Below are 26,959 nucleotides of genomic sequence, written 5' to 3' on the forward strand. Positions count from 1 at the left end.
TGCTATCAGGCGATTTCGATCATTTCAAAGTCGCTTTTGCCTACGCCACAATCCGGGCACAGCCAGTCTTCAGGGACATCCTGCCATTGGGTGCCCGGCGCGATACCGTCATCCGGCCAGCCTTCGGCTTCGTTGTAGATCAGGCCACATACAATGCATTGCCACTTCTTCATCAACAGCTCCTCATCCAGGTTCAGGCTTGGCCTTGCCGCTGCCACGCAACAGGCTGAGTTATGGCTCGTGCGGCTGCCACGGGCTTTTTACTGGCCCAGCCTGCAGTATGCAAGCAGCGCAGGCAATCATGCTAAGCTCGGCGCCTCTCTGGCTGTAACAAGCATACCGACGTGTCGTACGAATCCCCGCTAGCAGCCGCTGTTGCGTGGCTGCCGTATCCACAGCTGGCAACCACGCTTGCCCAGCCGACCCTCGACTGGCTGTTCGATGAAGGCTCGCTGACCCGCCGCCTGACTGCCCTTTCCGCCGATCATTTCAGTGTCACCCCGTTGTTCCAGGGCTGGCAGCCGCTGCGCGATGACGAATGCCTGGCGCTTGGCCTTGAGCCTGGTGCGCAGGGCTGGGTCCGTGAGGTGTACCTGCGTGGCCACGGCCAGCCTTGGGTATTCGCCCGCAGCGTGGCCGGGCGCAGCGCGCTGGAGCGCGGTGGGCTAGACCTGGAAACCTTGGGCAGCCGTTCGCTGGGTGAGCTGCTGTTCTGCGATCACGCCTTTGTGCGCCACCCTATCGAGGTGTGCAGCTACCCGCAGCACTGGCTACCGATTGAAGTCGCTGCTGCGAATCTGTGGGGCCGGCGCTCGCGCTTCGAGCGCGATGGCCTGCAACTACTGGTGGCCGAGGTGTTTCTGCCGGCCTTGTGGCAAGCCTCCAGCGAGGTAACCGGCTGATGTACCTGCAACTGCTGAAATCACTCAACCAACTGCACCCGCGCGCCTGGGACTTCGTCCAGCTGAGCCGCATGGATCGGCCGATCGGCATCTACCTGTTGCTGTGGCCGACCCTTACTGCGGTGTGGATTGCCGGCCAGGGCGCGCCGACGGTGGCCAATGTGCTGATCTTTGGCCTAGGCGTAGTGCTGATGCGCGCGGCCGGCTGCTGCATCAACGACTTCGCCGACCGTAAGGTCGACGGCCACGTCAAACGCACCGCCGACCGGCCGCTGGCCAGCGGTCGGGTCAAGCCGCGCGAGGCGCTGGTGCTGTTCGCCGTGCTGGTGGCGGTGAGTTTCCTGCTGGTGCTGTGCACCAACGCCCAGACGGTTTGGTTGTCGTTCGGTGCGGTCGCCCTGGCGTTCTGCTATCCGTTCATGAAGCGCTACACCTATTACCCACAGGTGGTCCTGGGCGCAGCGTATTCGTGGGGTATCCCGATGGCCTTCACCGCCGCCGGCGGCGATCTGCCTGCCAGCGCCTGGCTGCTGTACATCGCCAACCTGCTGTGGACGGTGGGCTATGACACCTACTACGCCATGGTCGACCGCGATGACGATTTGAAGATCGGAGTGAAATCCACCGCGATCCTGTTTGGCGAGGCCGATCGGGCGATCATTCTTGGCTTGCAGCTGCTGTCGTTGGCCTGCCTGCTGCTGGCGGGCATCAAGTTCGGCCTGGGCGGCTGGTTCCACCTCGGCCTGGTGGGTGCGTTGGTGTGTTTTGCCTGGGAGTTCTGGTCGACGCGCAAGCTGGATCGCGACGCGTGCTTCAAGGCGTTTCTGCATAACCACTGGGCAGGCTTGCTGATCTTTATCGGCGTGGTGCTGGATTACGCTCTGGGCTGACTGCGCGCCCTGTGCAAACGCTGTCAGGCGCTCGCACAGGGCGCGGCGATGCCGTCAGGGCTTGGCTACATGCCAGACGTCCTTCATGCCATCGCCGGTGGTCTTGCCGGCTTCGGTGTCCTTGACGAAGGTGTACAGCGGCTTGCCATCGTAGGCCCACTGCATGCTGCCGTCGTCGCGCTTGATGTGGGTCCACTTGCCTGCCGCAGCCTTGTCATCTTCCTTGACCATCAGCGGCGGCCAGTTCTTGGCACAGTCGCCGTTGCACATCGACTTGCCGTCGCTGTCCTTGTCGAAGGTGTACAAGGTCATGCCCTTGTCATCCACAAGCATGCCGCCCTTGGCCATGCCCATGCCGCCATGCTCGGCGAGGACCACCCCCGGCAGCGCCAAAACCGCGCAGAAGGCCATCCAGTTCAGCGTTGATCGTGTCATTGGATTTCACCGTATTTATTCGGGGGTTGGGATTTACAGCCTAGCTCAGCCGTCGATACTTGCCGTGGCAGCCCACGACTTGTCACACGACTGCAATAATTCCGTTATCTAATGCGGGCCAAGACATCCAATTCAGGAGAGGTTGAGAGCATGGTTGGCAGGAACATTCTGATCGTCGACGACGAAGCGCCCATTCGCGAGATGATCGCCGTTGCGTTGGAAATGGCCGGCTATGACTGCCTCGAGGCGGAGAACTCGCAGCAGGCCCACGCCATTATCGTCGACCGCAAGCCGGACCTGATCCTGCTCGACTGGATGCTTCCGGGCACCTCGGGCATCGAGCTGGCGCGGCGCCTCAAGCGTGATGAACTGACCGGCGACATCCCGATCATCATGCTCACCGCCAAAGGCGAAGAGGACAACAAGATCCAGGGCCTGGAAGTCGGCGCCGACGACTACATCACCAAACCGTTCTCGCCGCGGGAACTGGTCGCCAGGCTGAAAGCCGTGCTGCGCCGCACCGGCCCGAGCGACAGCGAGTCGCCAATCGAGATCGGCGGCCTGCTGCTCGACCCGATCAGCCACCGCGTCACCATCGACGGCAAGCCAGCCGAGATGGGCCCAACCGAATACCGCCTGCTGCAGTTCTTCATGACCCACCAGGAGCGCGCCTACACTCGTGGCCAGTTGCTCGATCAGGTCTGGGGCGGCAACGTCTACGTCGAAGAGCGTACCGTCGATGTGCACATCCGCCGCCTGCGCAAGGCGCTGGGTGAGGCCTACGAAAATCTGGTACAAACCGTGCGCGGCACTGGCTATCGTTTCTCGACCAAAAGCTGAGCGACGCCTGCGCAGCTGGCTGCACACTGTTGTACAAGGACCGTAACAATTGAACCAGAACTGGCATGCGACCCTGATTCGCCACCTGCTGCTGTTGATCACCGTCTGCATCATTGGCGGCCTGGTCAGCGGCTACTATGGCTGGAGCTTTGCCATCGGCCTGGCGCTGTACCTGGGCTGGACCCTCAAGCAGTTGCTGCGCCTGCACGACTGGCTGCGCAACCATCAACCCGACGAAGCACCACCCGACGGCTACGGCCTGTGGGGCGAGGTGTTCGACAGCATCTACCACCTGCAACGCCGCGATCAGCGCGTGCGCGGGCGCTTGCAGGCAGTGATCGACCGAGTCCAGGAGTCAACGGCTGCCTTGCGTGACGCGGTGATCATGCTCGACAGCGACGGCAACCTGGAATGGTGGAACCGCGCAGCGGAAACCCTGCTCGGCTTCAAGACCCCGCAGGATGGCGGCCAGCAGGTAACCAACCTGGTCCGCCACCCACGCTTCAAAGAATACTTCGAAGCGGAAAATTATCTTGAGCCGCTGGAAATCCCCTCGCCGATCAACGACCGCATGCGGGTGCAGCTGCACATCACCCGCTATGGCAACAACGAGCACCTGATGCTGGTGCGCGACGTCACCCGCATTCACCTGCTCGAGCAGATGCGCAAAGACTTCGTCGCCAACGTCTCGCACGAACTGCGCACGCCGTTGACGGTGATCAGCGGCTACCTGGAAACCCTCCTGGACAACGTCGAAGACGTCAATCCACGCTGGACCCGCGCCCTGCAGCAGATGAGCCAGCAAGGTTCGCGCATGCAGACACTGCTCAACGACCTGCTGTTGCTGGCCAAGCTTGAAGCCACCGACTACCCCTCGGACAACCAGCCCGTGGCAGTCGATGCATTGCTCACCGCGATCAAGGCCGATGCCCAGGCACTGTCTGGCCCGCGCCAGCAGAACATCAGCCTCGAGGCCAGCCCTGGGGTCTACCTCAAGGGCAGCGAGTCGGAGCTGCGCAGTGCGTTCTCCAATCTGGTGTTCAACGCCGTCAAGTACACCCAGGACGGCGGCAACATCCGCATCCGCTGGTGGGCCGATGAACAGGGCGCGCACCTGTCGGTGCAGGACTCGGGGATGGGGATCGAGGCCAAGCACCTGCCGCGCCTGACCGAACGCTTCTACCGGGTGGACTCCAGTCGTAACTCCCACACCGGCGGCACCGGCCTGGGCCTGGCGATCGTCAAGCACGTGTTGCTGCGCCACCGCGCGCGGCTGGAGATCAGCAGCGTGCCCGGCCACGGCAGCACCTTTACCTGCCATTTTGCCGCTGTGCAGATGGATATCGGCAAGGGCAGATAGCCACAGCGGGTGGCTGGCACTGACCAACGCCGCCCTGCCCCCCCTTTGCTTTTGCCGCCTCAGCCGCTACATTGGCTGTCCTGCGCCGGCACAGCTGGCGGCTTTTTATCATCATTTTCGCAGACGGACCCCGTAAAACCCCATCATGGATCCTTCCCCTGGTATCAGCGTCACCTCCCTGTTTGCCGACTTCGGCATGATTCTTTTTGCGCTGTTCCTGGTCTTGCTCAACGGCTTCTTCGTTGCCGCCGAGTTCGCCATGGTCAAACTGCGCTCGACCCGGGTCGACTCGATCGCCGAGCTGCACGGCTGGCGCGGCAGCATTCTGCGCAAGGTGCACAACCAGCTCGATGCCTACCTGTCTGCCTGTCAGCTGGGTATCACCCTCGCCTCGCTGGGCCTGGGCTGGGTCGGTGAGCCGGCCTTCGCCCACCTGCTAGAGCCGTTGCTGGCGTACTTTGGCGTCGACTCGCCGGAGCTGATCAAGGGCGTGTCGTTCTTCATCGCCTTCTTCGTTATCTCGTACCTGCACATCGTCGTCGGTGAGCTGGCGCCCAAGTCGTGGGCGATCCGCAAACCCGAGCTGTTGTCGCTGTGGACGGCGGTGCCGCTGTACCTGTTCTACTGGGCCATGTACCCGGCCATCTACCTGCTCAACGCCAGCGCCAACGCCATCCTGCGGGTGGCTGGCCAGGGCGAGCCGGGGCCGCACCATGAGCACCATTACAGCCGCGAAGAGCTCAAGCTGATCCTGCACTCCAGCCGTGGCCAGGACCCGAGCGATCAGGGCATGCGCGTACTAGCATCGGCGGTCGAGATGGGCGAGCTGGAGGTGGTCGACTGGGCCAACTCGCGCGAGGACATGATCAGCCTCGACGCCAAGGCGCCTCTCAAGGAAATCCTGGCGATGTTCCGCCGGCACAAATTCAGCCGCTACCCGGTGTACGACGCCGAGCGTGAGGAATTCACCGGTTTGCTGCACATCAAGGACCTGTTGCTGGAGCTGGCCGACCTCGACCATATCCCCGGCAGCGTCGACCTAGACGACCTGACCCGGCCACTCGAGCGGGTGTCCCGGCACATGCCGCTGTCGCAGCTGCTCGAGCAGTTCCGCAAGGGCGGCGCGCACTTTGTGCTGGTTGAAGAAGCCGATGGCAAGGTGATCGGCTACCTGACCATGGAAGACGTGCTGGAAGTGCTGGTCGGCGACATTCAGGACGAGCACCGCAAGACCGAGCGCGGCATCCTCGCCTACCAGCCAGGCAAGCTGCTGGTGCGCGGCGATACCCCGCTGTTCAAGGTCGAGCGGCTGCTGGGCGTTGACCTTGACCACATCGAGGCCGAAACCCTTGCAGGGCTGGTCTACGAGACGCTGAATCGGGTGCCTGAAGAAGAGGAACTGCTCGAAGTCGAAGGCTTGCGCATCATCATCAAGAAGATGAAAGGGCCCAAGATCGTTCTGGCCAAGGTGCTCAAGCTGGAATAACCAGCGCTCTTTTAGGCGCAGGGCAGCCCATCTTCAGGGATTGCCCGCCGTGAAATTAGGCAACCCGCCAAGGGGTCGGTCGAACTGATAGGGGATCGACTCCAGTGCCAAACCGACATTGCGCTGCACCACAAAGTGTAGATGCGGCCCGGTGCTGTTGCCGGTATTGCCCGACTTGGCCAGCGCATCCCCTACGCTGACCCGCTGCCCCTCGCCGACTACCACCGAGCCCTGCATCAGGTGCAGGTAGACGCCCATGGTGCCATCACTATGGAGAATGCGCACAAAGTTGCCTGAGGCATTGGTACCGCGGCCGTTCTGGCTGTTCTCGGTCTTGATCACCACCCCGCCGCGCGCAGCGACGATCGGCGTGCCTTCAGGCATGGCAATATCCATCGCATAGCGGCCCTTGGCGCCGAAGTGGCTGTAGCGCCCGTTCGGGCCCTGACTCAAACGAAACGGCCCGCCACGCCAGGGGAACGGGTAGCGAAATGCCTGCGGCCGCTGCAGCGGGCTGCCGAGGGCGTAATCGAGTTTGCTCTGATACCCCAATTGCTTGCCGGGCTGAGCCATGATCACGTTGAGCAGCTGGGTCGAGCGCGCTGGCAGCACCTTGCGCACGATCCGCGGCGCGTTGCCCCCCTGAGCATTGCTCAGCCCTTGCAGGCGCAACTCGACCTCGACCGGCGCGAACAGCTCGTTGTGCGCGCTGAAGCGCACCCCGCCGGCGATGACCTCGCTGTTCAGCCGCACCTGGCCGTCGAGGCGCTCGACGATCGGCTCGCGAAAGATCACATAGGCCTTGGCGCCTTCGCTGTCGTGATCGGAGTACGACACAACACCGTAAGCATCAGTGGTTCGATACAACGTCATGGCCACACTCGACGCCGAAGCCGTGAGCAGGGCACAGAACAGCAGCAGGCGGCTGGGCATGGGATGGTGGCTTTAAGACAGTTGAGTTCTGTCGAAGCCTAGCAGGCGGATTGCCATTGGGTATGGCAGTTGGTCGGCGCAGCCGCGGCCCGTGCTGACAGGGGCCGTGGCTGCGTCGAACAGCGACTCACGCGCCGGGAGTGAAGTGCTTCTGTGTAGTGCCGCGGGCAATCAAGCGCGACAGGTAGTCGAGCTTCTGCGCGTCCTGATCGACAAATTTGAAGGTCAGCTGCAGCCAGTCGCTGTCCGGCTTGGGCTCCATCGCCGCCACTGCATGCAGATAGCCGTTCAGACGCGCCACTTCAGCGTTGTCACCCTGCTCAAGGTCGAGCACCGCGCCTTCAAGCACCTGCGGCAGGTTGGCGCTGCGACGCACCACCAGCAGCGCTTCCTTCAGGCTCAGGGCCTTGATCACGCAGGCTTGCGCGCCGCTGGCCAGGCGCAATTGGCCTTGGCCACGACCGGCCGGTGCGGCACTTGGCGCGGCCTTCGGCGCTGCTGCGGCGACCAGCGGCCGGGCAGCCTCGGCGGCCACCGGAGCGGCTCTGACAGCCTCCGGGCGACCACCGGTCAAGGCGCTCAGCGAGTCATTGGCAAACGCCGAATTGACCTTGGCCACGCCGCCCGACATCAGGCTGTCGAGCTTGCCGATCTTGCTCAGGGATTTTTTCACCTTGGTCAGCAGCTGTTCGTTGGTGAACGGCTTGCCGACAAAATCGGAAACCCCGGCCTGAATCGCCTGAATGACGTTTTCCTTGTCGCCACGGCTGGTCACCATGATGAACTGCAGGGCTTTCATCTCTGGCTGCTGACGGCACCAGGTGAGCAATTCCAGGCCCGACATTTCCGGCATTTCCCAGTCGCACAGGACCAGGTCGAAATGCTCCTTACCGAGCAATGCCATGGCTTTGCGGCCGTTCACTGCATCTTCGATGACCATACCCGGGAAGGCGTTGCGCAGGCACTTCTTTACCAGATCGCGAATGAACGGGGCGTCATCCACAACCAGCACATTGACTTTACTCATCGATACTCCTCTTGATCCCGACTAGCATAACGCTCACTGATGGCCATTTGCCAAGCAGCGAATCAGGTCGGGACGTCGCACACTGTTCGCGGGTGCCTGCTGGCTGCTCGACCGCAAACGAAAACGCCCGGCACTGGGCCGGGCGTTGAGGCTCGGGAGCAATCCTATTTATCGTCCGATTCAGCCAAAACATTAGCGATTTCAGCCTCGCGGCCTGCGGTGCCTTCGACCTCGGCTTTCATCCGCTTCAAGCCCATGTGGCGCACGTCGGTGCCGCGCACCAGGTAGATCACCAGCTCGGCGATGTTGCGTGCGTGGTCGCCGATTCGCTCCAGCGAACGCAATGCCCAGATCACGCTGAGTACCCGCGAGATCGAGCGTGGGTCTTCCATCATGTAGGTGACCAGCTCGCGCAGCGCAGTCTTGTATTCGCGGTCGATGGTCTTGTCGTACTGCGCCACCGACAGCGCCAGCTCGGCGTCGAAGCGGGCAAATGCGTCCAGCGCGTCGCGGACCATGTTGCGCACCTGGTCGCCGATGTGGCGCACTTCGACGTAACCACGCGGCGACTCACCCTCTTCACATAGCTGGATGGCGCGGCGAGCGATCTTGGTCGACTCGTCGCCGATGCGCTCAAGGTCGATTACCGATTTGGAAATGCTGATGATCAGGCGCAGATCAGAAGCCGCCGGCTGTCGCCGGGCCAGAATGCGCACGCATTCTTCGTCGATGTTGCGCTCCATCTGGTTGATCTGCTCATCGACTTCGCGCACTTGCTGGGCCAAGCCCGAGTCAGCCTCGATCAGCGCGGTGACCGCATCGTTGACCTGCTTCTCGACCAGCCCGCCCATGGCCAGCAGGTGGCTGCGCACTTCTTCGAGCTCGGCATTGAACTGCTGGGAGATGTGATGGGTAAGGCTTTCTTTGTTGATCATGCGTTCGCTCCGCGCAGAAGCCAGCTGCTGCAAGCTTCAAGGTATTCGGGTCGGTGCCGGCGTGAAGCCGGCAGCGGCTGCTAGCCGTAACGACCGGTGATGTAGTCTTCGGTCTGCTTCTTGGCCGGGTTGGTGAACAGCGTATCGGTGTCCCCATACTCGATCAGTTTGCCCATGTACATGAACGCGGTGTAGTCGGAGACGCGCGCCGCCTGCTGCATGTTGTGGGTGACGATGACGATGGTGTATTTGGATTTCAACTCGTAGATCAGTTCTTCGACCTTGAGCGTGGAAATCGGGTCGAGCGCCGAGCACGGCTCATCGAGCAGCAGCACTTCTGGCTCCACGGCAATCGTGCGGGCAATCACCAGACGTTGCTGCTGACCACCGGACAGGCCCAGAGCCGACTCGTGCAGGCGGTCTTTGACCTCATCCCACAAGGCCGCGCCGCGCAGCGCCCATTCGACCGCTTCGTCGAGGGTGCGCTTCTTGTTGATGCCCTGGATGCGCAGGCCGTAGACCACGTTCTCATAGATGGTCTTGGGGAACGGGTTGGGCTTCTGGAACACCATGCCGACCCGACGACGCAGCTCGGCTACGTCTTCGCCCTTGCGGTAGATGTTGGTGCCATAAAGGTTGATTTCGCCTTCTACGCGGCAACCGTCAACCAGGTCGTTCATCCGGTTGAAGGTGCGCAGCAAGGTCGACTTGCCGCAGCCGGACGGGCCGATGAAGGCGGTCACGCGCTGCTTGGGGATATTGAGGCTGACGTCGAACAGCGCCTGCTTGTCGCCGTAGTACAGGGACAGGCCAGGCACTTCGATGGCTACAGCTTCTTCAGCCAGGCGCAGGCTCTGCTTGTTGCGTCCCAGGGCCGACATGTCGATGCCATGAGCTTGAGTTTCATGTTGCATGGTTTCACTCCGTTTGTAGCTGCCGGCTTCGAGCTGCAAGCTGCGGTCTGGGCAAAAGCGCCTGACTGCTGAGCCGGGCGCTTGTGGCGTGAAGCTGAATCAGTGGTCGAGCGCCTTGTACTTCTCGCGCAGGTGGTTACGCATCCACACCGCCGACAGGTTGAGCGTGGCAATCACCAGCACCAGCAGCAACGCGGTGGCGTACACCAGCGGCCGCGCGGCTTCGACGTTGGGGCTCTGGAAGCCGACGTCGTAGATGTGGAAGCCCAAGTGCATGATCTTCTGATCAAGGTGCAGATAGGGGTAGTTGCCGTTGACCGGCAGCGTCGGCGCCAGCTTGACCACCCCCACCAGCATCAGCGGCGCGACTTCGCCAGCGGCGCGGGCGACGGCGAGGATCATGCCGGTCATCATCGCCGGGCTGGCCATCGGCAGCACGATCTTCCACAGCGTCTCGGATTTGGTCGCACCGAGCGCCAGCGAGCCTTCGCGCAGGGTCCGCGGGATTCGCGCCAGGCCTTCTTCAGTGGCCACGATCACTACCGGCACGGCCAGCAACGCCAGGGTCAGCGATGCCCAGAGCAGGCCCGGCGTACCCAGAGTCGGCGCCGGCAGCGCTTCGGGAAAGAACAGCCGGTCGATCGAGCCGCCCAGCACATAGACGAAGAAGCCCAGGCCAAACACACCGTAGACGATCGCCGGGACGCCGGCGAGGTTGTTCACGGCGATGCGGATTAGCCGGGTGACCGGGCCCTGCCGGGCGTATTCACGCAGATAGACCGCCGCGAGCACACCGAACGGGGTGACGATGATGGCCATGATCAGGGTCATCATCACCGTGCCGAAGATGGCCGGGAAGATCCCGCCCTCGGTGTTTGCCTCACGCGGGTCGTCGCTGAGGAATTCCCACACTTTGGCGAAATAGGTGCCCAGCTTGGTAACGATGCCCATGCCGTTGGGCTGATAGGCATGCACGACCTTGTCGAGGTTGATCTCCAGCTCGCGGCCATTGCCATCGCGCACCACCAGGCTGTCCCGGCTGAAATCGCGGTGCAGCGCGCCGAGGCGTTCTTCGATGGCCTTGTAGCGGCTGTTCAGCTCGGCGCGCTCGGACTCAAGGTCCGCCTGCGCGGTGGCGTCCAGCTTGCCCGCCAGCTCCAGCTTGCGGCTCTGCAGGCGCAGGCGTTCAAGGCCATGGTTGATGGCACCGATGTCTTTCTTCTCAAGGTTTTGAAGCTCGCCGGCAAGTTTGCTCGCGCGTTTCAGGCGGGCTTGCAATTCGCCCCAGGCCGCATCGCCCTGGGCCACTACCTGGCCGTCCTGCTTGACGCTGACCAGGTAGCCATAGAAGTTGCCCCACTCGCGGCGCTCCAGGGCGATCAAGTCCGCCGGGGCGGTCTGATCGACCAGCCAGTCGCCGACCACCCAGGTGAAGTCGCTGCCATTGATGTCGCGGTTGCCGACCTTGATCAGCTCCCGAGTCATGAATTCCGGGCCGTTGTCCGGCACTGGCAGGCCAGCGCCCTTGAGCCGAGCCACGGGTACCTGTTCCTGCTGCACTACTTCGCCGACGACGATGTGCTCGGCCTGCCCTGGCACCTTGTAGGTGGCCTGGATCACGTCGGCCGGCCAGAAGTGGCCAAGGCCGCGCACGGCGATCACCGCCAGCAGGCCAACGGTCATGATCACGGCGATGGCGACGGCGCCACCGCTGATCCAAACGCCGGGAGCGCCGCTCTTGAACCAGCCTTTGAGGGAATCCTTTTTCACGGATCTCTACCTTTCTATCAAAGCGACGAGTATTTCTTGCGCAGACGCTGACGAATCAGCTCGGCCAGGGTGTTCATCACAAAGGTGAACATCAGCAGCACCAGCGCCGCGAGGAACAGTACCCGGTAGTGGCTGCCGCCGACTTCCGACTCCGGCATCTCCACCGCGACGTTGGCCGCGAGGGTGCGCATGCCTTCGAACAGGTTCATCTCCATCACCGGTGTGTTGCCGGTGGCCATCAGCACGATCATGGTTTCGCCGACTGCGCGGCCCATGCCGATCATCAGCGCCGAAAAGATCCCCGGGCTGGCCGTCAGAATCACCACTCGGGTGAGGGTCTGCCATGGCGTTGCGCCCAGCGCCAGCGAACCCAGGGTCAGGCTGCGCGGTACGCTGAACACGGCGTCTTCGGCGATCGAGTAGATGTTCGGGATGACCGCAAAGCCCATGGCGATACCGACCACCAGGGCGTTGCGCTGGTCGTAGGTGATGCCCAGGTCATTGCTGATCCACAGGCGCATGTCGCCGCCGAAGAACCAGCTCTCGAGGAACGGACTCATGGACAGCGACAGCCAGCCAGTGAAGAGGATCACCGGCAGCAGGATCGCGGCTTCCCAGCCGTCCGGCACGCGCAGGCGGATCGACTCGGGCAGCCGGCTCCAGCCAAAGCCGGCCAGAAGAATACCCAATGGCATCAGCAAGAACAGGCTGAACACGCCCGGCAAGTGCGCCTCCAGGTACGGCGCGAGGAACAGACCGGCGAAGAAGCCGAGAATCACCGTCGGCATCGCCTCCATCAACTCGATCACCGGCTTGACCTTGCGGCGCATGCCCGGAGCCATGAAGTAGGCGGTGTAGATCGCAGCAGCGATGGCCAGCGGTGCCGCCAGAATCATCGCGTAGAAGGCTGCCTTGAGGGTGCCGAAGGTAAGTGGCGACAGGCTCAGCTTGGGCTCGAAGTCGGTGTTCGAGGCAGTCGACTGCCAGACGTACTTCGGCTCCTCGTAGTTCTCGTACCAGACCTTGCCCCACAGCGCGCTCCAGGAGACTTCCGGGTGAGGGTTCTTCAGGCTCAGCGGCAGCAGTTTGCCGCCTTGCTCGATGATGATGCGGTTGGCCCGCGGCGACAGGGCCAGAATGCCTGCGCCATCGGCAACTGGCTCGACCAGCAAGGTGCGGTGCGCGGTGCTGTGGAACACGCCCAGCTGGCCGGCGCTGTCCAGAGCAATGAAGCCCTTGCGGCGCTCTTCGGCGTCGATCTGCACCACCGGCGCGGTACCGAGCTGGAAGCTGCGGATCAGTTTGAAGCGCGACTCGCCATCCGGGTCGCGGGCCATGAACCACTGGCTCAGGCTACCCTTGGAATCACCAAAGATCAGCGAGATACCGCCCACCAGCTGGGTGCTCGCGGTGATTTCCGCCTGGCCGTCTTCGAGCAGCTTGTAGCGACCATTGAGGCTCTTGTCGCGCAGGCTGAACACATCGGCCTGGGCGCGACCGTTGACCACATACAGCCACTGCTGACGCGGGTCGACATAGATCGCTTTGACCGTTTCGGTCATCTGCGGCAGGTCGATGCTGATCTGCTCGCTGCTGACCTCGCCGGTCATCATGTTTTCTTCGCGGGTCAGCTGGCTGACCAGCAACTGCGAGCCGTGCGAGCCGGCCAGGATCAGCGACTCACCATTGAGGTTGACGTTGACATGTTCCAGCGCCCGACCTGCGCTATCGAGCACGAACGGCGTCTCGCCGTAAGGGAAGTCGATGCCCGGGGTGATGGTCTTCTTGTTGTCCGGGTAGGTGACCTTGTAGGTGTGACTGAACACCAGTGCCTGACCGTTGGACAGACCCAGCACGATCAGCGGACTGCCCGGTTGATCAGCGCTGATCGAGGTCACGTGCGCAGCGGCCGGGACTGGCAGGTCAACACGTTTCAGCTCGGCACCGGTCTTGCTGTCGAAGAATAACGCCTGACCTTGGTCGGACACGCGCAGGCCAACCAGGTTTTGTTCTTCAAGCGCGATCAACAGCGGCTTGCCGGCATCTTGCTGCAGCCAGGTGGGCTGCAACGCCTGCTTGCGGGTCAGCTCGGCGCCCTGGAACAGCGGCAGCACCACGTAAGCCAGATAGAAGAAGATCAGGGTGATCGCCGCAAGCACGGCAAGCCCGCCCACCAGTACATACCAGCGGGTCAGGCGATCTTTGAGGGCGCGCATGCGGCGCTTGCGTTGCAGCTCGGGCGTATTGAAGTCAATGCGCACCGGCGGAGCCTTGTCGCTCATGGTGGAGTTGGCCAGATCATTCATGCGCACACCCTAGCGGTCCCATATTACAAAAACATGACAGTGCGTTGACGCAACAAAGCCCGCCGCACAGTAAGCCTGGCGCCGGACCGAAAATAGCTGACAGGGCCGGCCCGCAGGCCAACCCCATCCAGTGTTACTTACTGCTTGGCAACGTTGCTGGCATGCGACAGGCCCAGATCAGCCAGCGCCTTGGCAGCTACCTTGGCCGGCAGCGGGATGTAGCCATCTTTTACTACAACCTGCTGGCCTGCTTGCGACAGCACCAGCTTGATGAACTCGGCGTCGAGCGGAGCCAGCGGCTTGTTCGGCGCCTTGTTGACATAGACATAGAGGAAGCGCGACAGCGGGTACTTGCCGTTGAGGGCGTTCTCTTCGTTGTCTTCGATGAACTCGCCACCTTCTTTCTTGGCCAGCGGCACGGTCTTGACGCTGGCAGTCTTGTAGCCGATGCCCGAGTAGCCAATGCCGTTCAGCGAGCTGCTGATCGACTGTACCACCGAAGCCGAACCAGGCTGCTCGTTGACGTTAGGCTTGAAGTCGCCTTTGCACAGGGCTTCTTCCTTGAAGTAGCCGTAGGTGCCGGATACCGAGTTGCGACCGAACAGCTGCACCGGCTTGTTGGCCAGGTCGCCGGTCACACCGAGGTCACCCCAGGTTTTCACGTCGGCCTTGGCACCGCACAGGCGCGTCGACGAGAACACCGCATCGACCTGCGCCATGGTCAGGCCCTTGATCGGGTTGTCCTTGTGCACGAAGACTGCCAGGGCGTCGACCGCGACCGGGATAGCAGTTGGCTTGTAGCCGTACTTCTGTTCGAAGGCCTGCAGCTCGACGTCCTTCATCTTGCGGCTCATCGGGCCGAGGTTGGCGGTGCCTTCGGTCAGCGCGGGTGGCGCAGTCGAGGAGCCGGCAGCCTGAATCTGGATGTTTACGTTGGGGTATTCCTTCTTGTAGGCCTCGGCCCACAGAGTCATCAGGTTCGCCAAAGTATCGGAACCGACGCTGGAGAGGTTGCCCGATACACCGGTGGTCTTGGTGTAGGTCGGGATCGCTGGGTCGACAGCGGCCACCGCGTTGGCGGTTGCAACGCCAGCGGCGACGAACGTGAGGGCCGCCATCAAACGCTTCAGTTTCATGCCTTGCTCCTAGCAGGAATAGGGGGTGTGCTGGATGGAACGGGCCCCAGTATCTGCAGGGCGCATGAACACTCTATGACTTCAATGTGACAATTGGATGAAAGGCCATCATCGCATCCGCGAGATGGCCTTTCACTTTTGCTCGAGCTGGAACGGCTCTGTCAGCGCTTTTTCGCCAGCAGATACAGGCCCACCAACAGGCCGACCGTGCACAGCACCGCCACGTAGTAAGCCGGCGCCATCGGGCTGATCTTCAACAGGCCGGTCACCGCCATCGGCGTCAGCCCGCCGAAGATCGCATAGGCGACATTGTAGGAGAACGACAGGCCGCTGAAGCGCACCGCCGCTGGAAACGCCTTGACCATCACATACGGCACCGCGCCAATCACGCCCACGCACAGGCCGGTCACCGCATACAGCGGGAACAGCAGCTCGGGGTGGTTGGGCAGGCTGTGGTAGAAGGTCCACGAGCTGGCCAGCAACGCCAGGCTGCCGATCACCAAAACACGCCCGGCGCCGAAGCGGTCGGCCAGGCTACCGGCGGCAATGCAACCCAGGCTGAGCAGGACGATGGCCACGCTGTTGGCCTTGAGCGAATCCAGCGCGCTGACCTGATACAGCGTCTGCAGCAGCGCCGGGGTCATCAGGATGATGACGACGATGCCTGCCGACAGCAGCCAGGTCAGCAGCATCGACAGCACGATCGCGCCACGATGGTCACGCAGCACTGCCCGCAGCGGCAGCTCTTCGGCGAGGGCCTTGCGTTGCTGCATCTCGGCGAACACCGGGGTTTCGTGCAGCCAGCGCCGCAGGTACACCGAGAACAGGCCGAATACACCGCCGACCAGGAACGGGATGCGCCAGGCGTAATCGGCCACTTCCACCGGGGTGTAAACGGTGTTGATCAGGGTTGCCACCAGCGAGCCGAGCAAGATGCCCGCGGTCAGCCCGGCGGTCAGGGTGCCGCAAGCGTAGCCGGTATGGCGCGCCGGCACGTGCTCGGAGACGAACACCCAGGCGCCGGGCACTTCCCCGCCAATCGCCGCGCCCTGGATCACCCGCATCAGCAGCAACAGGATCGGCGCCCACAGGCCGATCTGCGCGTAGGTCGGCAGCAGGCCCATGATCAGCGTCGGCAGAGCCATCATGAAGATGCTCAGGGTGAACATCTTCTTGCGTCCGAGCAGGTCACCGAAGTGCGCCATGATGATGCCGCCCAAGGGCCGGGCCAGGTAACCCGCGGCAAAGATGCCGAAGGTCTGCATCAGGCGTAGCCATTCGGGCATGTCCGGCGGAAAGAACAGCTTGCCGACCACGGTGGCAAAGAACACGAAGATGATGAAATCATAGAACTCCAGCGCCCCGCCCAGGGCGGACAGCGAGAGCGTCTTGTAGTCACTGCGGGTCAGCGGCCGCGAAGGCTGCTCGATACTGCTCGGCACGGAGGTCATCGGAGGTCTCTTGTAGGACGTGCAGGCCGCTTGTAACGCGGCTTCTGGATAGTTGAGGGAGGAAGATAACAAATTGCCTGCCGGCGCTCATAGCGGCAGAAAAACTCTCTCGATATTCATCAATGCATGGTCGTGCCTGGCGGCAGGCGTCTATATACTGCCCATTCGAATGAAAAGAATGCTCCCGTTGTGGGATGTTGTGCGAAAACGCCGGTCATTATGCTCAGGCGGTTTCGCAGAGTTTCCCTGCGGCCGCCCTCCAAAACGAAATCAGCCTAGTATGGGCTGATCGTTTTCACGGCGTCCTTGATTGCGCCAACCAACGAAGCGTCACGGGTCAGAGGCCCCACGGCATGATTGAGCTCGAACAAGAAGATCCTATCCCGCAAGGCGATTTGGCCCTGCAGATCACCGCGTTGCCCCGCGAAACCAATGGCTTTGGCGATATCTTCGGCGGCTGGCTGGTCGCGCAGATGGACCTCGCCGGTACCGCCATGGCCAGCCGCGTTGCCGGTGGCCGGGTGGCAACCGTAGCTATTGATCGCATGGCCTTTCTGGTCCCGGTGGCGGTTGGCGCGCAACTGTCGTTCTACACCCAAACGGTGGAAATCGGCCGCAGCTCGATCCAGATGATGGTCGAAGTGTGGAGCGACGACCCGCTGTCCAGTGAATGGCGCAAGGTCACCGAGGCGGTGTTCGTGTTCGTCGCCATCGATGGCAGTGGCCGCACCCGCTCGGTCCCTCGTCGCTGAGCCACGCCGGGGTTAAACTCGTTGCACAGCACAGGGTCGAAAACCCAGGTGCAAACAACGAGATGAGCGTATGGCTAACTTTCAGGTCGAAACCGAAACCCACGGCGAGCTTGCTTGCTGGCGCGTCAGCTGCCCGCAGGCGGAACTGCTGATTGCTCAGCAAGGCGCGCAGATTCTCAGCTACCAGCGAATCGGCCAACCGCCGCTGCTGTGGTTGAGTGAACAAGCGCTGTTTCGTCAGGGCAAATCGGTGCGTGCCGGGGTCCCGGTATGCTGGCCCTGGTTTGGCAACCTGCAACGTAACCCACAGTCTGTTCAAAAAATGTACAACGGCACAGAGGCCCCGGCTCATGGGCTGGTGCGTGGCCGGGACTGGCAGTTGCTGGGCATCGAGCAGGTTGGCGAAACGGTACAGATCCAGTTCTCGCTGCCTGAGGCTGCCAACGGCGAACTGCCGGGCTGGCCGCACAAGGTCGAGCTGAAGCTGCTGATCGAAGTTGCCGCGCAGCTCAGTGTCACCCTCACCAGTCACAACCTCGGAGATGACCGGGTCACCATCAGCCAGGCCTTGCATAGCTACTTTGCCGTCAGCGACGTGCGCCAGGCGCAGGTCGAGGGTGTTGCAGGGCTGAGCTACATCGAAACCCTGGCTGACTGGGAGCAGCGCACTCAGCAGGGCGCGCTGGCGTTCAGCGGCGAAACCGACCGCATCTACCTCGATACCCCTGAGCAGCTAAGCATTGTCGACCCGCACTGGCAGCGACGGATTACCCTGACCAGCAGCGGCTCGCGCTCGGCGGTGATCTGGAACCCCTGGACCGAGCGCGCCCGCGAATTGCCGGACATGGCAGACGATGGCTGGCAGCGCATGCTGTGCATCGAGACAGCGAATGTCTGGGATGACGTTGTCGAGCTCAAGCCTGGTGAGCGGCATGTGTTGAGCCTGCAGATAGGCAGCGAGGCGCTCTGATCTGCTGGCCCCGGTGAGGGCTGCGCCCTCATTTCGCGACACAAGGCCGCTCTACAGGGGACCGCGTTGCCAGGTATTTGCGCGGTCCCTGTAGGAGCGGCCTTGTGTCGCGAAAGGGCTGCGAAGCGGCCCCAAAATTCTGCGGTGCTGCAAATCCTGGTGGCCTACATCACAGGTCCGCATCCTCCACGACCCGCACCTGCTTGGCCTCCAGCGCATAGGCAGCATCCGCCAGATCATTGCTGACCTTCTCCACCTGCAGACGCCCACTGACCCACAGCGGTGTGTAGATATCGTCGATCTTCAAACCTTTGGGGTAGCGCACCAGCACCAACTGATTGGGCGGTGGCGGTGGTACGTGGATGCAGGCGCCTGGATACGGCACCAGGAAGAACAACGTGCTGTTGCCCTTGGCGTCGCTTTCCAGCGGCACCGGATAACCACCGAGGCGAATCTGCTTGCCGTTCATGGCCGGCACGGTCTTGCTCGAGTACATAACTGCCGGCAAGCCTTTGCTCTGCTTGAGGCCCCCCTTGTCGGTAAAGGTACCGGTAGCTTCAGGCGAGTCGTGGTCGATTTCTGGCATCTGCTCCAGCGCCAGTTGGTCCGACTTGGGCATCAGTTCCAGCCAGTCGGTCTCGGGCAGCTCGGCATGGGCCAGGGTGCTGGCCAGCAGAAGGGGAAGGAGGAACAACGCACGCATGAGAACGCTCGGCAACTCGGGAGAATTGCCAAGCATTCTACCGTGCAATCAGCGTTTCTTGATCATGCCGTAGATCACCAGCAGGACCACGGCGCCAACCAGCGCACCGAAGAAGCCTGCAGCCTGACCGGCCTGATAGATGCCCAGTGCCTGGCCGCCGTAGGTCGCCAGCAGGGAGCCTGCGATACCCAGGAGGATGGTCATGATCCAGCCCATGCTGTCGTCGCCTGGCTTGATGAATCGCGCCAGCAAGCCAACGATGAGGCCGATGAAAATGGTTCCGATGATGCCCATGGCAATCCCTCTGCATTTGAAGATGAGACATGCCAAAGCCTAGACAGCGCTTTGGCATGTTGCCATCTCAGAGGGCAGGCAACCGGCAGAGGTTCCCTCAGCCTGCGATCAACGCCTCTACTTCGGCGATTTTCTCATGCAGGCTGACCATGTCGGCGCAGCGCAGAGTGGCGTGGCCGACCTTGCGCCCGGCCTTGAAGGCCTTGCCGTAGTGATGCAGGTGGCAGTCGTCGACGGCAACGATCTTGTCCACCGCCGGTACTTCACCGATGAAGTTGAGCATGGCGCTCTCCCCGACCTTGGCAGTCGAACCCAACGGCAGGCCGGCGATGGCCCGCAGGTGGTTCTGGAACTGGCTGCACTCGGCGCCTTCGATGGTCCAGTGCCCGGAGTTGTGCACGCGCGGGGCGATTTCGTTGGCTTTGAGGCCACCGTCGACTTCGAAGAACTCGAACGCCATCACGCCGACGTAGTCGAGCTGCTTGAGCACGCGGCCAACGTAGTCTTCGGCCAGCGACTGCAACGGGTGGTCTTCACTGGCGACCGACAGGCGCAGGATGCCGTTGTCGTGGGTGTTGTGCACCAGCGGGTAGAAGCGCGTTTCGCCATCGCGACCACGCACCGCCACCAGCGACACTTCGCCAGTGAACGGCACGAAGCCTTCGAGCAAGCACGGCACGCTGCCCAGCTCGGCAAAGGTACCGACCACATCTTCAGCTGTGCGCAGCACCTTCTGGCCCTTGCCGTCGTAACCCAGGGTACGGGTCTTGAGCACGGCCGGCAGGCCGATGCTGGCGACTGCCGCGTCGAGGTCAGCCTGCGAGAGGATGTCGGCGAAGGCTGGGGTCGGGATACCCAGGTCGCGGAACATGCTCTTCTCGAACAGACGGTCGCGTGCGATGCGCAGCGCTTCGGCGCTCGGGTACACCGGCACGAACTGCGAGAGGAAAGCCACGGTTTCGGCCGGGACGCTTTCGAACTCGAAGGTTACCAGGTCGACTTCGTCGGCCAACTGGCGCAGGTGGTCCTGGTCGCCGTAGTCAGCCCGCAGATGCTCGCCGAGCGGCGCGGCGCAGGCGTCCGGGGCCGGGTCGAGAAATGCGAAGTTCATGCCCAGCGGAGTACCCGCCAGGGCCAGCATGCGGCCCAACTGGCCGCCACCGATTACACCGATCTTCATGTGCTAAGCCTCAAACCTGACGCGGGTCAGGATTGTCCAGGACGGTTTCGGTCTGCTCTACGCGGAACTGCTTGAGCGCGGCGTGGAACTGCGGGTACTTGGCACCGAGGATGCTCGCCGACAGCAGCGCGGCGTTGATCGCGCCAGCCTTGCCGATGGCCAGGGTCGCGACCGGCACGCCGGCCGGCATCTGCACGATCGACAGCAGCGAGTCGACGCCCGAGAGCATGGCCGACTGGACCGGCACGCCGAGTACCGGCAAGTGGGTCTTGGCGGCGCACATGCCTGGCAGGTGGGCAGCGCCACCAGCACCGGCGATGATCACCTCGATGCCACGGCCATCGGCCTCATCGGCATACTGGAACAGCAGATCCGGAGTACGGTGGGCAGAAACCACCTTCACTTCGTAGGGAATGCCGAGTTTTTCCAGCATATCGGCGGTGTGGCTAAGGGTGGACCAATCGGACTTGGAGCCCATGATCACGCCAACCAGTGCACTCATCGTCGAGCCTCTTCGCTTGTGCGCCCGCAGGCGCGTCAAAAAACAACAAGCCACGCGGGACGACCGGCGTGGCTTGTATGCTGATCACGACCGGAATATCTATCCGGTCCAGGGGCCGCGCAGTATAACGTAACGCAAGCGCATCCCGGCACCCCTGGCGACCAACTGTCGGGCCTATTTTTCGGGGGTTTGGCTGACTTTCGGGTCAACTGTGCCGCCTTCCAGTTTGCGCCACAGCAGCCTTACGTTGGCCTTGCGCACCAGTGCGCAGCGGTACAGGCGGATCTCCAGCGGCACATGCCAGGCACTGCTGCCGCATACCGCCAGCTCGCCGCGGGCCAGTTCACCCTGCATCGACAGGCGCGGCACCCAGGCCACGCCCATGCCTTCCAGGGCCATGCTCTTGAGGCTGTCGGCCATCGCCGTTTCATAAACGGTGGTGTAGCGCAGGTTGCGCTGGCGCAGCAGCAGGCTCACCGAACGGCCCAGAAACGCCCCGGCGCTGTAGGCCAGCAAGGGCACACTGGCTTCACCCTCAAGGTCGAACAGCGGCTGGCCGTCCGGCCCCACAGCACATACCGGCAGCATCTCGGTGGTGCCCATGTGCAGCGACGGGAAGATCTCGGCATCCATCTGCAGCGCAGCGTCGGGGTCATAGAAGGCCAGCATCAGGTCACAGCCGCCTTCGCGCAGGGCGTGTACGGCATCGCCGACGTTGGTTGCGACCAGCCGGGTGGCGATGTTGAGGCCGTCGTTGCGCAGCTGGGCCACCCAGCGCGGGAAGAACCCCGAGGCCAGCGAGTGCGCCGCAGCCACCTGGATAACCTCGCCCTGCCCGCCTTCTAAATGATGCAAATGGCGGAGAACTTCGCTCAATTGGTCAACAACAGTGCGCGCCGTGACTAGAAACAGCTGCCCGGCTTCAGTCAGCTCGATCGGCGTGCGCGAGCGGTTGACCAGGGTCAGCCCGAGTGCCGCTTCAAGGCTGCGGATGCGCCGGCTGAAAGCAGGCTGAGTAACGAAGCGACGCTCGGCCGCCTGCGAAAAACTGCGCGTCGAGGCCAGCGCGCTGAAATCTTCCAGCCATTTGCTTTCTAGGTTCATGCAGCCATCTCCCGGCATGCACCAAAATGGAACACGCTCGAATGTCAGTTGACGTCACATCAATCATTATGCCGTTTGTGCATAGGATAGCGCCTAACAGCATTGGCCGACAAATGCGCTCCAGCCTAGGATTGGCGGCATTCCGGCAGGTGCCGGGTCAAACTCGAGATGATATCTATCATGTCCTCCGCTGCATCGTTCCGCGTCGAAAAAGATCTGCTTGGTACCCTTGAAGTCCCTGCTGATGCCTACTACGGCATCCAGACTTTGCGCGCTGCCAACAACTTCCACCTCTCCGGCGTCCCGCTGTCGCACTACCCGAAACTGGTAGTCGGCCTGGCGATGGTCAAGCAGGCTGCTGCTGATGCCAACCGTGAGCTGGGGCACCTGAGCGATGCCAAGCATGCTGCGATCAGCGAGGCTTGCGCCCGTCTGATCCGTGGTGACTACCACGAGCAGTTCGTGGTCGACATGATTCAAGGCGGTGCTGGTACTTCTACCAACATGAACGCCAACGAAGTCATCGCCAACATCGCGCTGGAGGCCATGGGTCACCAGAAAGGCGAGTACCAGTACCTGCACCCGAACAACGACGTGAACATGGCGCAGTCGACCAACGATGCCTACCCGACTGCGATCCGTCTGGGTCTGCTGCTGGGTCACGACGCTCTGCTGGCCAGCCTCGACAGCCTGATCCAGGCCTTCGCTGCCAAAGGTCAGGAATTCAACCACGTACTGAAGATGGGCCGCACCCAGCTGCAGGACGCCGTACCGATGACCCTCGGTCAGGAATTCCGCGCCTTCGCCACCACCATGACCGAAGACCTCAACCGTCTGCGTTCGCTGGCACCTGAGCTGCTCACCGAAATCAACCTCGGCGGCACCGCCATCGGCACCGGCATCAACGCCGACCCGGGCTACCAGATGCTCGCCGTGCAGCGCCTGGCGGCCATCAGCGGCCAGCCACTGGTACCGGCTGCCGACCTGATCGAAGCGACTTCCGACATGGGCGCCTTCGTGCTGTTCTCGGGCATGCTCAAGCGTACTGCGGTCAAGCTGTCGAAGATCTGCAACGACCTGCGCCTGCTCTCCAGCGGCCCACGTACCGGCATCAACGAGATCAACCTGCCAGCGCGTCAGCCAGGCAGCTCGATCATGCCCGGCAAGGTCAACCCGGTTATCCCGGAAGCGGTCAACCAGGTCGCTTTCGCGATCATGGGCAACGACCTCGCCCTGACCATCGCTGCCGAAGGTGGCCAGCTGCAGCTGAACGTGATGGAGCCGCTGATCGCCTACAAGATCTTCGACTCGATCCGCCTGCTCCAGCGCGCCATGGACATGCTGCGTGAGCACTGCATCGTCGACATCACTGCCAACGAACAACGTTGCCGTGAACTGGTCGAGCACTCGATCGGCCTGGTCACCGCACTGAACCCGTACATCGGCTACGAAAACGCCACCCGTATCGCCCGCATCGCCCTGGAAACAGGCCGCGGCGTACTGGAACTGGTGCGTGAAGAGAAGCTGCTCGACGAAGCGATGCTCAACGACATCCTGCGTCCGGAAAACATGATTGCTCCACGCCTGGTGCCACTCAAGGCATAACCGGCTGCTGTAACCCGTCTCACCAGGTTTGAGGGACTAGACACCTCTCGACCTTTCAAGGGCCCGAGCGCATGCATCGGGCCCTTTTTTTATCTGCGCTTTGCCGGCGCGGGGTATCAGCCCTGCGGTGCGGCACACAACTTGCTCGCTAATCCCTCCCAAGCCACGGGATAGACGAGCATGCTGCACAGCCACCTGACCACCCTCAATGCCGTTTCGCTGATCCTCAAGGTTTTTCAGGAAGAGCATAACGACGCCTCGAGCCTGCTGGCCGGCAGCGGCATTGGCCCGGCCGACCTTGGCCATGCCGATGCGCGCATCACCACCCAGCAGGAATTGCAGGTGTGTGCCAACGCCGTGGCCCGCCGCGAGGAGATCGGCCTGGAGCTCGGCCGGCGCATGCATGTGTCGTGCTACGGCATGCTCGGTTACGCCTTGCTCTCCAGTGCCACTTTGGGTGACGCCCTGCGCCTGGCGCTGCGCTTCCCCGCGCTGTTGGGCACCGTGTTCAGCCTGCGCCTGATCGAAGATGGCCAGCGGGTGTGGCTGAGTGCCAGTGACTACGCCGACAGCCCGGCCTTGGCCAGCTTCAATGCCGAGTTCTGCCTGGTGTCCCTTAAGACCATCTGCGAAGACTTGCTCGGCCAGCCGCTGCCGCTGCTGGCGGCCCGCTTCGCTCAGCCAGCGCCTGCCTATCACGGGCTGTATGCCGAGACTTTCGACTGCCCGCTGGGCTTTGCCGCCCGTGACAACGCTTTCGCCTTCGAGCGGCGCTGGCTGGATACGCTGCTGCCGCTGGCCGACCCGATTACCCACAAGGCCATGAGCGAGCGCTGCCGCCAGCTAAACCTGGAGTTCACCGGGCGCCAGGCGTGGCTCGGGCGGATTCGCCAGCTGTTGCTGCAGCAACTGGATGCAGCACCTGGCCTGGAAGGCCTGGCACGGCAGATGAACTGTTCCTCACGCACCCTGCGCCGGCACCTGCAGTTGCTGGGCAGCAGCTATCAGCAGATCCTCGACAGCCTGCGCTTCGAGCGTGCCAAGCAATTGCTCGCCGAGGACCAGATGCCCATCTACCGAATCGCCGAAGCCCTCGGCTTCAGCGAGACGGCGAGTTTCCGCCATGCCTTTCAACGCTGGAGCGGTGTAGCGCCGAGCCACTTTCGTGGTTAGCCCAGAGTGGCCAGCGAGCTTGGCCACATTGATCCCCTTTTGGCCATGCCTGCCGTTCTCCCTCAGCTGCCTGCCCCTGACAATGGGTCACGCCAGTTACTTCGGAGAAAAACAAAAATGCTGACGATCTATTCCGATGATCACCGCCTGCACCACGGCCGTTGCGAGCTGATCGACGGGCAGCTGATGCCCTGTTTCGAGATGCCTTCGCGCGCCGATCATGTGCTTGAGCGGGTCAAGGCGCGCAATCTCGGCCCGGTACAAGCGCCTCGCGACTTTGGCCGCGCACCGTTGCAGCGCATCCACAGCGCCGACTACCTGAATTTCTTCGAAGGCGCCTGGGCGCGCTGGGCCGCACTGGGCCACGACGGCGACCTGCTGCCATTCACCTGGCCGGCGCGCACTCTGCGCCAGGTTAAACCGACGGGGCTGCATGGTGAGCTGGGTTACTACAGCTTCGATGCCGGTGCACCGATTACCGCGGGCACCTGGCAGGCCGCCTACAGCGCTGCGCAGGTCGCCCTCACCGCCCAAGACGCCATCCAGCAAGGCGCCCATGCCGCCTTTGCGCTGTGCCGGCCACCGGGCCACCATGCCGCCAGCGAAGTCATGGGCGGTTATTGCTACCTGAACAACGCCGCCATCGCCGCCCAGGCATTCCTCGACCAGGGCCACAAGAAAGTGGCGATCCTCGATGTCGACTATCACCACGGCAACGGCACTCAGGACATCTTCTACAGGCGTGACGACGTGTTCTTCGCCTCGATCCACGGCGACCCGCAGGATGAATTCCCGTTCTTCCTCGGCTATGCCGACGAGCTTGGCGAAGGCCCCGGCGAGGGCTGCAACATCAATTATCCGCTGCCCGCCGGTAGTGACTGGGCAGCGTGGAAGCAGGCGCTTGTGGCGGCCTGCGAGCGCATCGCCCGCTATGCACCGGATGTACTGGTGATCTCGCTTGGCGTCGATACGTTCAAGGATGACCCGATTTCGCAGTTCAAACTCGACAGCCCGGACTACCTGGAGATGGGCGAGCACATTGCACGGCTGGGCAAGCCGACCTTGTTCGTGATGGAAGGTGGCTACGCTGTGGAAGAAATCGGCATCAACGCAGTCAATGTGCTGGAAGGTTTCCAGCGTGCCCAGCCAGGAGCCTGACCATGATCACCCTCAAGCACATGCTTGCCCCATTGCTCGCCGTTGGCCTGCTCAGCAGCACCATTCAGGTTCAGGCCGAACAGCGCACGTTGCGCGTGTACAACTGGTTCGACTACATCACCCCGCAGACCCTCACTGATTTCCAGAAAGACAGCCAGGTCAAACTGATCTACGACATCTTCGACACCAACGAAGCGCTTGAAGCCAAGCTGCTGACCGGCAACTCGGGCTATGACGTAGTAGTGCCGTCCAACGTGTTCCTGGCCAAGCAGATCGAGGCCGGCGTGTTCCAGCCGCTGGACCGCAGCAAACTGCCCAACTGGCAGCACCTCGACCCGGCGTTGATGAAGCTGATCGAAGCCAATGATCCCGGCAACAAGTACGCCGTGCCCTACATGTATGGCACCGTGCTGATCGGCTTCAACCCGGCCAAGGTCAAGGCAGCGCTGGGCGACAACGCGCCGGTGGACAGCTGGGACCTGATCTTCAAGGAAGAAAACCTGGCCAAGCTCAAGCAGTGCGGCGTGGCCGTGCTCGACTCGCCGTCCGAGGTGCTGCCGCTGGCGCTGAAGTACCTGGGCCTGGACCCCAACAGCAACAAGGCCGAGGACTACAAGAAGGCTGAAGCGTTGCTGCTGAAGATTCGCCCGTATATCACCTACTTCCATTCCTCGAAGTACATGGCTGACATCGCCAATGGCGATATCTGCGTCGCGGTCGGCTATTCCGGCAGCTTCTCCCAGGCCGCCAACCGTGCCCAGGAAGCCAACAACGGCGTGGTTGTGGATATGCGCCTGCCGAAAGAAGGTGCGCCGATCTGGTTCGACATGCTGGCGATTCCGAAGAATGCCGCCAACGCCGAGGACGCGCATGTGTTCATCAACTACCTGCTGCGCCCGGAAGTGATAGCGCCGATCAGCGACTTTGTCGGTTACCCCAACCCCAATAAAGACGCTACCGAGAAGGTCAGCGCGGCGATTCGCAACAACCCCAACCTGTACCCGACGGCTGAGGCGATGCAAACGCTGTACACCCTCAAGCCCTTGGCGCGCGATGCCGAGCGAGCCCGGACCCGCGCCTGGACCCGGATCAAATCTGGTACCTGATAGCATTCTCGCCCTCACGCCCCTCTT

The 26,959-nt window shown here is 62.5% G+C and carries 26 protein-coding genes; 11 read left to right on the plus strand and 15 right to left on the minus strand.

Going from position 1 to position 26,959, the window contains the following annotated elements; genetic code table 11:
* Window positions 1-5: 5 nt before the first annotated feature.
* Window positions 6-173, minus strand: a complete 168-nt coding sequence (locus tag FW789_RS22820; protein WP_101322861.1) for a rubredoxin — start codon at window positions 171-173, stop codon at window positions 6-8.
* Window positions 174-344: 171 nt separating this feature from the next.
* Here FW789_RS22820 and FW789_RS22825 point away from each other — a divergent pair, with 171 nt between their 5' ends.
* Together FW789_RS22825 and ubiA are read left to right on the plus strand one after the other, a co-directional pair.
* Window positions 345-902 carry a chorismate lyase gene (locus FW789_RS22825; RefSeq protein ID WP_186700329.1) on the plus strand — a complete coding sequence of 186 codons (558 nt, stop codon included), beginning with the start codon at window positions 345-347 and terminating at the stop codon, window positions 900-902.
* Window positions 902-1,792, plus strand: coding sequence for a 4-hydroxybenzoate octaprenyltransferase (gene ubiA / locus FW789_RS22830; protein WP_103435542.1), 891 nt, complete (start codon window positions 902-904; stop codon window positions 1,790-1,792). Before FW789_RS22825 ends, ubiA begins: the two co-directional genes overlap by 1 nt.
* Before the next feature lie 54 nt (window positions 1,793-1,846).
* Here ubiA and FW789_RS22835 read toward each other — a convergent pair whose 3' ends face one another.
* A complete protein-coding gene (locus FW789_RS22835; RefSeq protein WP_446432084.1) occupies window positions 1,847-2,227 on the minus strand; it encodes a COG4315 family predicted lipoprotein in 381 nt (126 codons plus the stop codon).
* Between the two features lie 150 nt (window positions 2,228-2,377).
* On the opposite strand from FW789_RS22835, the gene phoB reads away from it, so the two are divergent.
* The 3 genes from phoB (at window position 2,378) to FW789_RS22850 (ending at window position 5,913) form a co-directional block, all read left to right on the plus strand.
* On the plus strand, window positions 2,378-3,067 hold the full coding sequence (phoB, locus tag FW789_RS22840) for a phosphate regulon transcriptional regulator PhoB (protein WP_103435541.1): 690 nt from the start codon (window positions 2,378-2,380) through the stop codon (window positions 3,065-3,067).
* Window positions 3,068-3,116: 49 nt separating this feature from the next.
* Window positions 3,117-4,427, plus strand: coding sequence for a phosphate regulon sensor histidine kinase PhoR (gene phoR / locus FW789_RS22845; RefSeq protein ID WP_101322856.1), 1,311 nt, complete (start codon window positions 3,117-3,119; stop codon window positions 4,425-4,427).
* A gap of 145 nt (window positions 4,428-4,572) precedes the next feature.
* Window positions 4,573-5,913, plus strand: coding sequence for a hemolysin family protein (locus FW789_RS22850; protein WP_101322855.1), 1,341 nt, complete (start codon window positions 4,573-4,575; stop codon window positions 5,911-5,913).
* Window positions 5,914-5,946: 33 nt separating this feature from the next.
* On the opposite strand, the gene FW789_RS22855 is transcribed toward FW789_RS22850, so the two are convergent.
* The 8 genes from FW789_RS22855 to FW789_RS22890 all read right to left on the minus strand — a co-directional run bounded on the left by FW789_RS22855 (window position 5,947) and on the right by FW789_RS22890 (window position 16,385).
* A complete protein-coding gene (locus tag FW789_RS22855) occupies window positions 5,947-6,846 on the minus strand; it encodes a peptidoglycan DD-metalloendopeptidase family protein (protein ID WP_446432085.1) in 900 nt (299 codons plus the stop codon).
* Between the two features lie 127 nt (window positions 6,847-6,973).
* Window positions 6,974-7,873 carry a response regulator gene (locus FW789_RS22860; RefSeq protein WP_101322853.1) on the minus strand — a complete coding sequence of 300 codons (900 nt, stop codon included), beginning with the start codon at window positions 7,871-7,873 and terminating at the stop codon, window positions 6,974-6,976.
* Between the two features lie 164 nt (window positions 7,874-8,037).
* On the minus strand, window positions 8,038-8,808 hold the full coding sequence (gene phoU, locus FW789_RS22865; RefSeq protein ID WP_103435538.1) for a phosphate signaling complex protein PhoU: 771 nt from the start codon (window positions 8,806-8,808) through the stop codon (window positions 8,038-8,040).
* Between the two features lie 80 nt (window positions 8,809-8,888).
* Window positions 8,889-9,722, minus strand: a complete 834-nt coding sequence (pstB, locus tag FW789_RS22870) for a phosphate ABC transporter ATP-binding protein PstB (protein WP_101322851.1) — start codon at window positions 9,720-9,722, stop codon at window positions 8,889-8,891.
* A 99-nt stretch (window positions 9,723-9,821) separates the two neighbouring features.
* Window positions 9,822-11,492, minus strand: a complete 1,671-nt coding sequence (pstA, locus tag FW789_RS22875; RefSeq protein ID WP_446432086.1) for a phosphate ABC transporter permease PstA — start codon at window positions 11,490-11,492, stop codon at window positions 9,822-9,824.
* A 17-nt stretch (window positions 11,493-11,509) separates the two neighbouring features.
* Window positions 11,510-13,798, minus strand: coding sequence for an ABC transporter permease subunit (locus tag FW789_RS22880; protein ID WP_207072847.1), 2,289 nt, complete (start codon window positions 13,796-13,798; stop codon window positions 11,510-11,512).
* A gap of 137 nt (window positions 13,799-13,935) precedes the next feature.
* Entirely contained in the window at window positions 13,936-14,934 is a 999-nt protein-coding gene (locus FW789_RS22885; RefSeq protein ID WP_186700321.1) for a phosphate ABC transporter substrate-binding protein PstS, read from the minus strand.
* Between the two features lie 161 nt (window positions 14,935-15,095).
* The gene (locus FW789_RS22890) at window positions 15,096-16,385 is read right to left on the minus strand and encodes an MFS transporter (RefSeq protein ID WP_103435534.1); all 1,290 of its coding nucleotides are present in this window, start codon (window positions 16,383-16,385) and stop codon (window positions 15,096-15,098) included.
* A gap of 353 nt (window positions 16,386-16,738) precedes the next feature.
* Between FW789_RS22890 and FW789_RS22895 the strand changes: the two genes are divergently transcribed.
* The gene (locus tag FW789_RS22895) at window positions 16,739-17,137 is read left to right on the plus strand and encodes an acyl-CoA thioesterase (RefSeq protein ID WP_101322846.1); all 399 of its coding nucleotides are present in this window, start codon (window positions 16,739-16,741) and stop codon (window positions 17,135-17,137) included.
* A 70-nt stretch (window positions 17,138-17,207) separates the two neighbouring features.
* The gene (locus FW789_RS22900) at window positions 17,208-18,107 is read left to right on the plus strand and encodes a D-hexose-6-phosphate mutarotase (protein WP_340612493.1); all 900 of its coding nucleotides are present in this window, start codon (window positions 17,208-17,210) and stop codon (window positions 18,105-18,107) included.
* A gap of 169 nt (window positions 18,108-18,276) precedes the next feature.
* Here the strand turns inward: FW789_RS22900 and FW789_RS22905 are convergent, their stop codons facing one another.
* The 5 genes from FW789_RS22905 to FW789_RS22925 form a co-directional block, all read right to left on the minus strand.
* A complete protein-coding gene (locus FW789_RS22905) occupies window positions 18,277-18,846 on the minus strand; it encodes a DUF3299 domain-containing protein (RefSeq protein WP_446432087.1) in 570 nt (189 codons plus the stop codon).
* 12 nt (window positions 18,847-18,858) lie between these two features.
* Entirely contained in the window at window positions 18,859-19,104 is a 246-nt protein-coding gene (locus tag FW789_RS22910; protein WP_101322843.1) for a GlsB/YeaQ/YmgE family stress response membrane protein, read from the minus strand.
* Window positions 19,105-19,201: 97 nt separating this feature from the next.
* Entirely contained in the window at window positions 19,202-20,284 is a 1,083-nt protein-coding gene (locus FW789_RS22915; protein WP_103435532.1) for a 5-(carboxyamino)imidazole ribonucleotide synthase, read from the minus strand.
* A gap of 10 nt (window positions 20,285-20,294) precedes the next feature.
* Window positions 20,295-20,786, minus strand: a complete 492-nt coding sequence (purE, locus tag FW789_RS22920; protein WP_101322841.1) for a 5-(carboxyamino)imidazole ribonucleotide mutase — start codon at window positions 20,784-20,786, stop codon at window positions 20,295-20,297.
* Between the two features lie 174 nt (window positions 20,787-20,960).
* Window positions 20,961-21,890 carry a LysR substrate-binding domain-containing protein gene (locus FW789_RS22925; RefSeq protein WP_103435531.1) on the minus strand — a complete coding sequence of 310 codons (930 nt, stop codon included), beginning with the start codon at window positions 21,888-21,890 and terminating at the stop codon, window positions 20,961-20,963.
* A 180-nt stretch (window positions 21,891-22,070) separates the two neighbouring features.
* Between FW789_RS22925 and aspA the strand changes: the two genes are divergently transcribed.
* From aspA to FW789_RS22945, 4 genes are all read left to right on the plus strand, one after another.
* Window positions 22,071-23,495 carry an aspartate ammonia-lyase gene (gene aspA / locus FW789_RS22930; protein ID WP_101322839.1) on the plus strand — a complete coding sequence of 475 codons (1,425 nt, stop codon included), beginning with the start codon at window positions 22,071-22,073 and terminating at the stop codon, window positions 23,493-23,495.
* A gap of 180 nt (window positions 23,496-23,675) precedes the next feature.
* Window positions 23,676-24,668: an AraC family transcriptional regulator gene (locus tag FW789_RS22935; RefSeq protein ID WP_446432088.1), complete on the plus strand. Its 993-nt coding sequence runs from the start codon at window positions 23,676-23,678 to the stop codon at window positions 24,666-24,668.
* 117 nt (window positions 24,669-24,785) lie between these two features.
* Entirely contained in the window at window positions 24,786-25,826 is a 1,041-nt protein-coding gene (locus FW789_RS22940; RefSeq protein ID WP_103435529.1) for a histone deacetylase family protein, read from the plus strand.
* 2 nt (window positions 25,827-25,828) lie between these two features.
* Window positions 25,829-26,932 (plus strand): polyamine ABC transporter substrate-binding protein, encoded by a 1,104-nt coding sequence (locus FW789_RS22945; RefSeq protein ID WP_103435528.1) that lies wholly within the window; start codon window positions 25,829-25,831, stop codon window positions 26,930-26,932.
* The last annotated feature ends 27 nt before the right edge of the window (window positions 26,933-26,959 follow it).

The organism is Pseudomonas sp. 1121_17, from assembly GCF_052850745.1.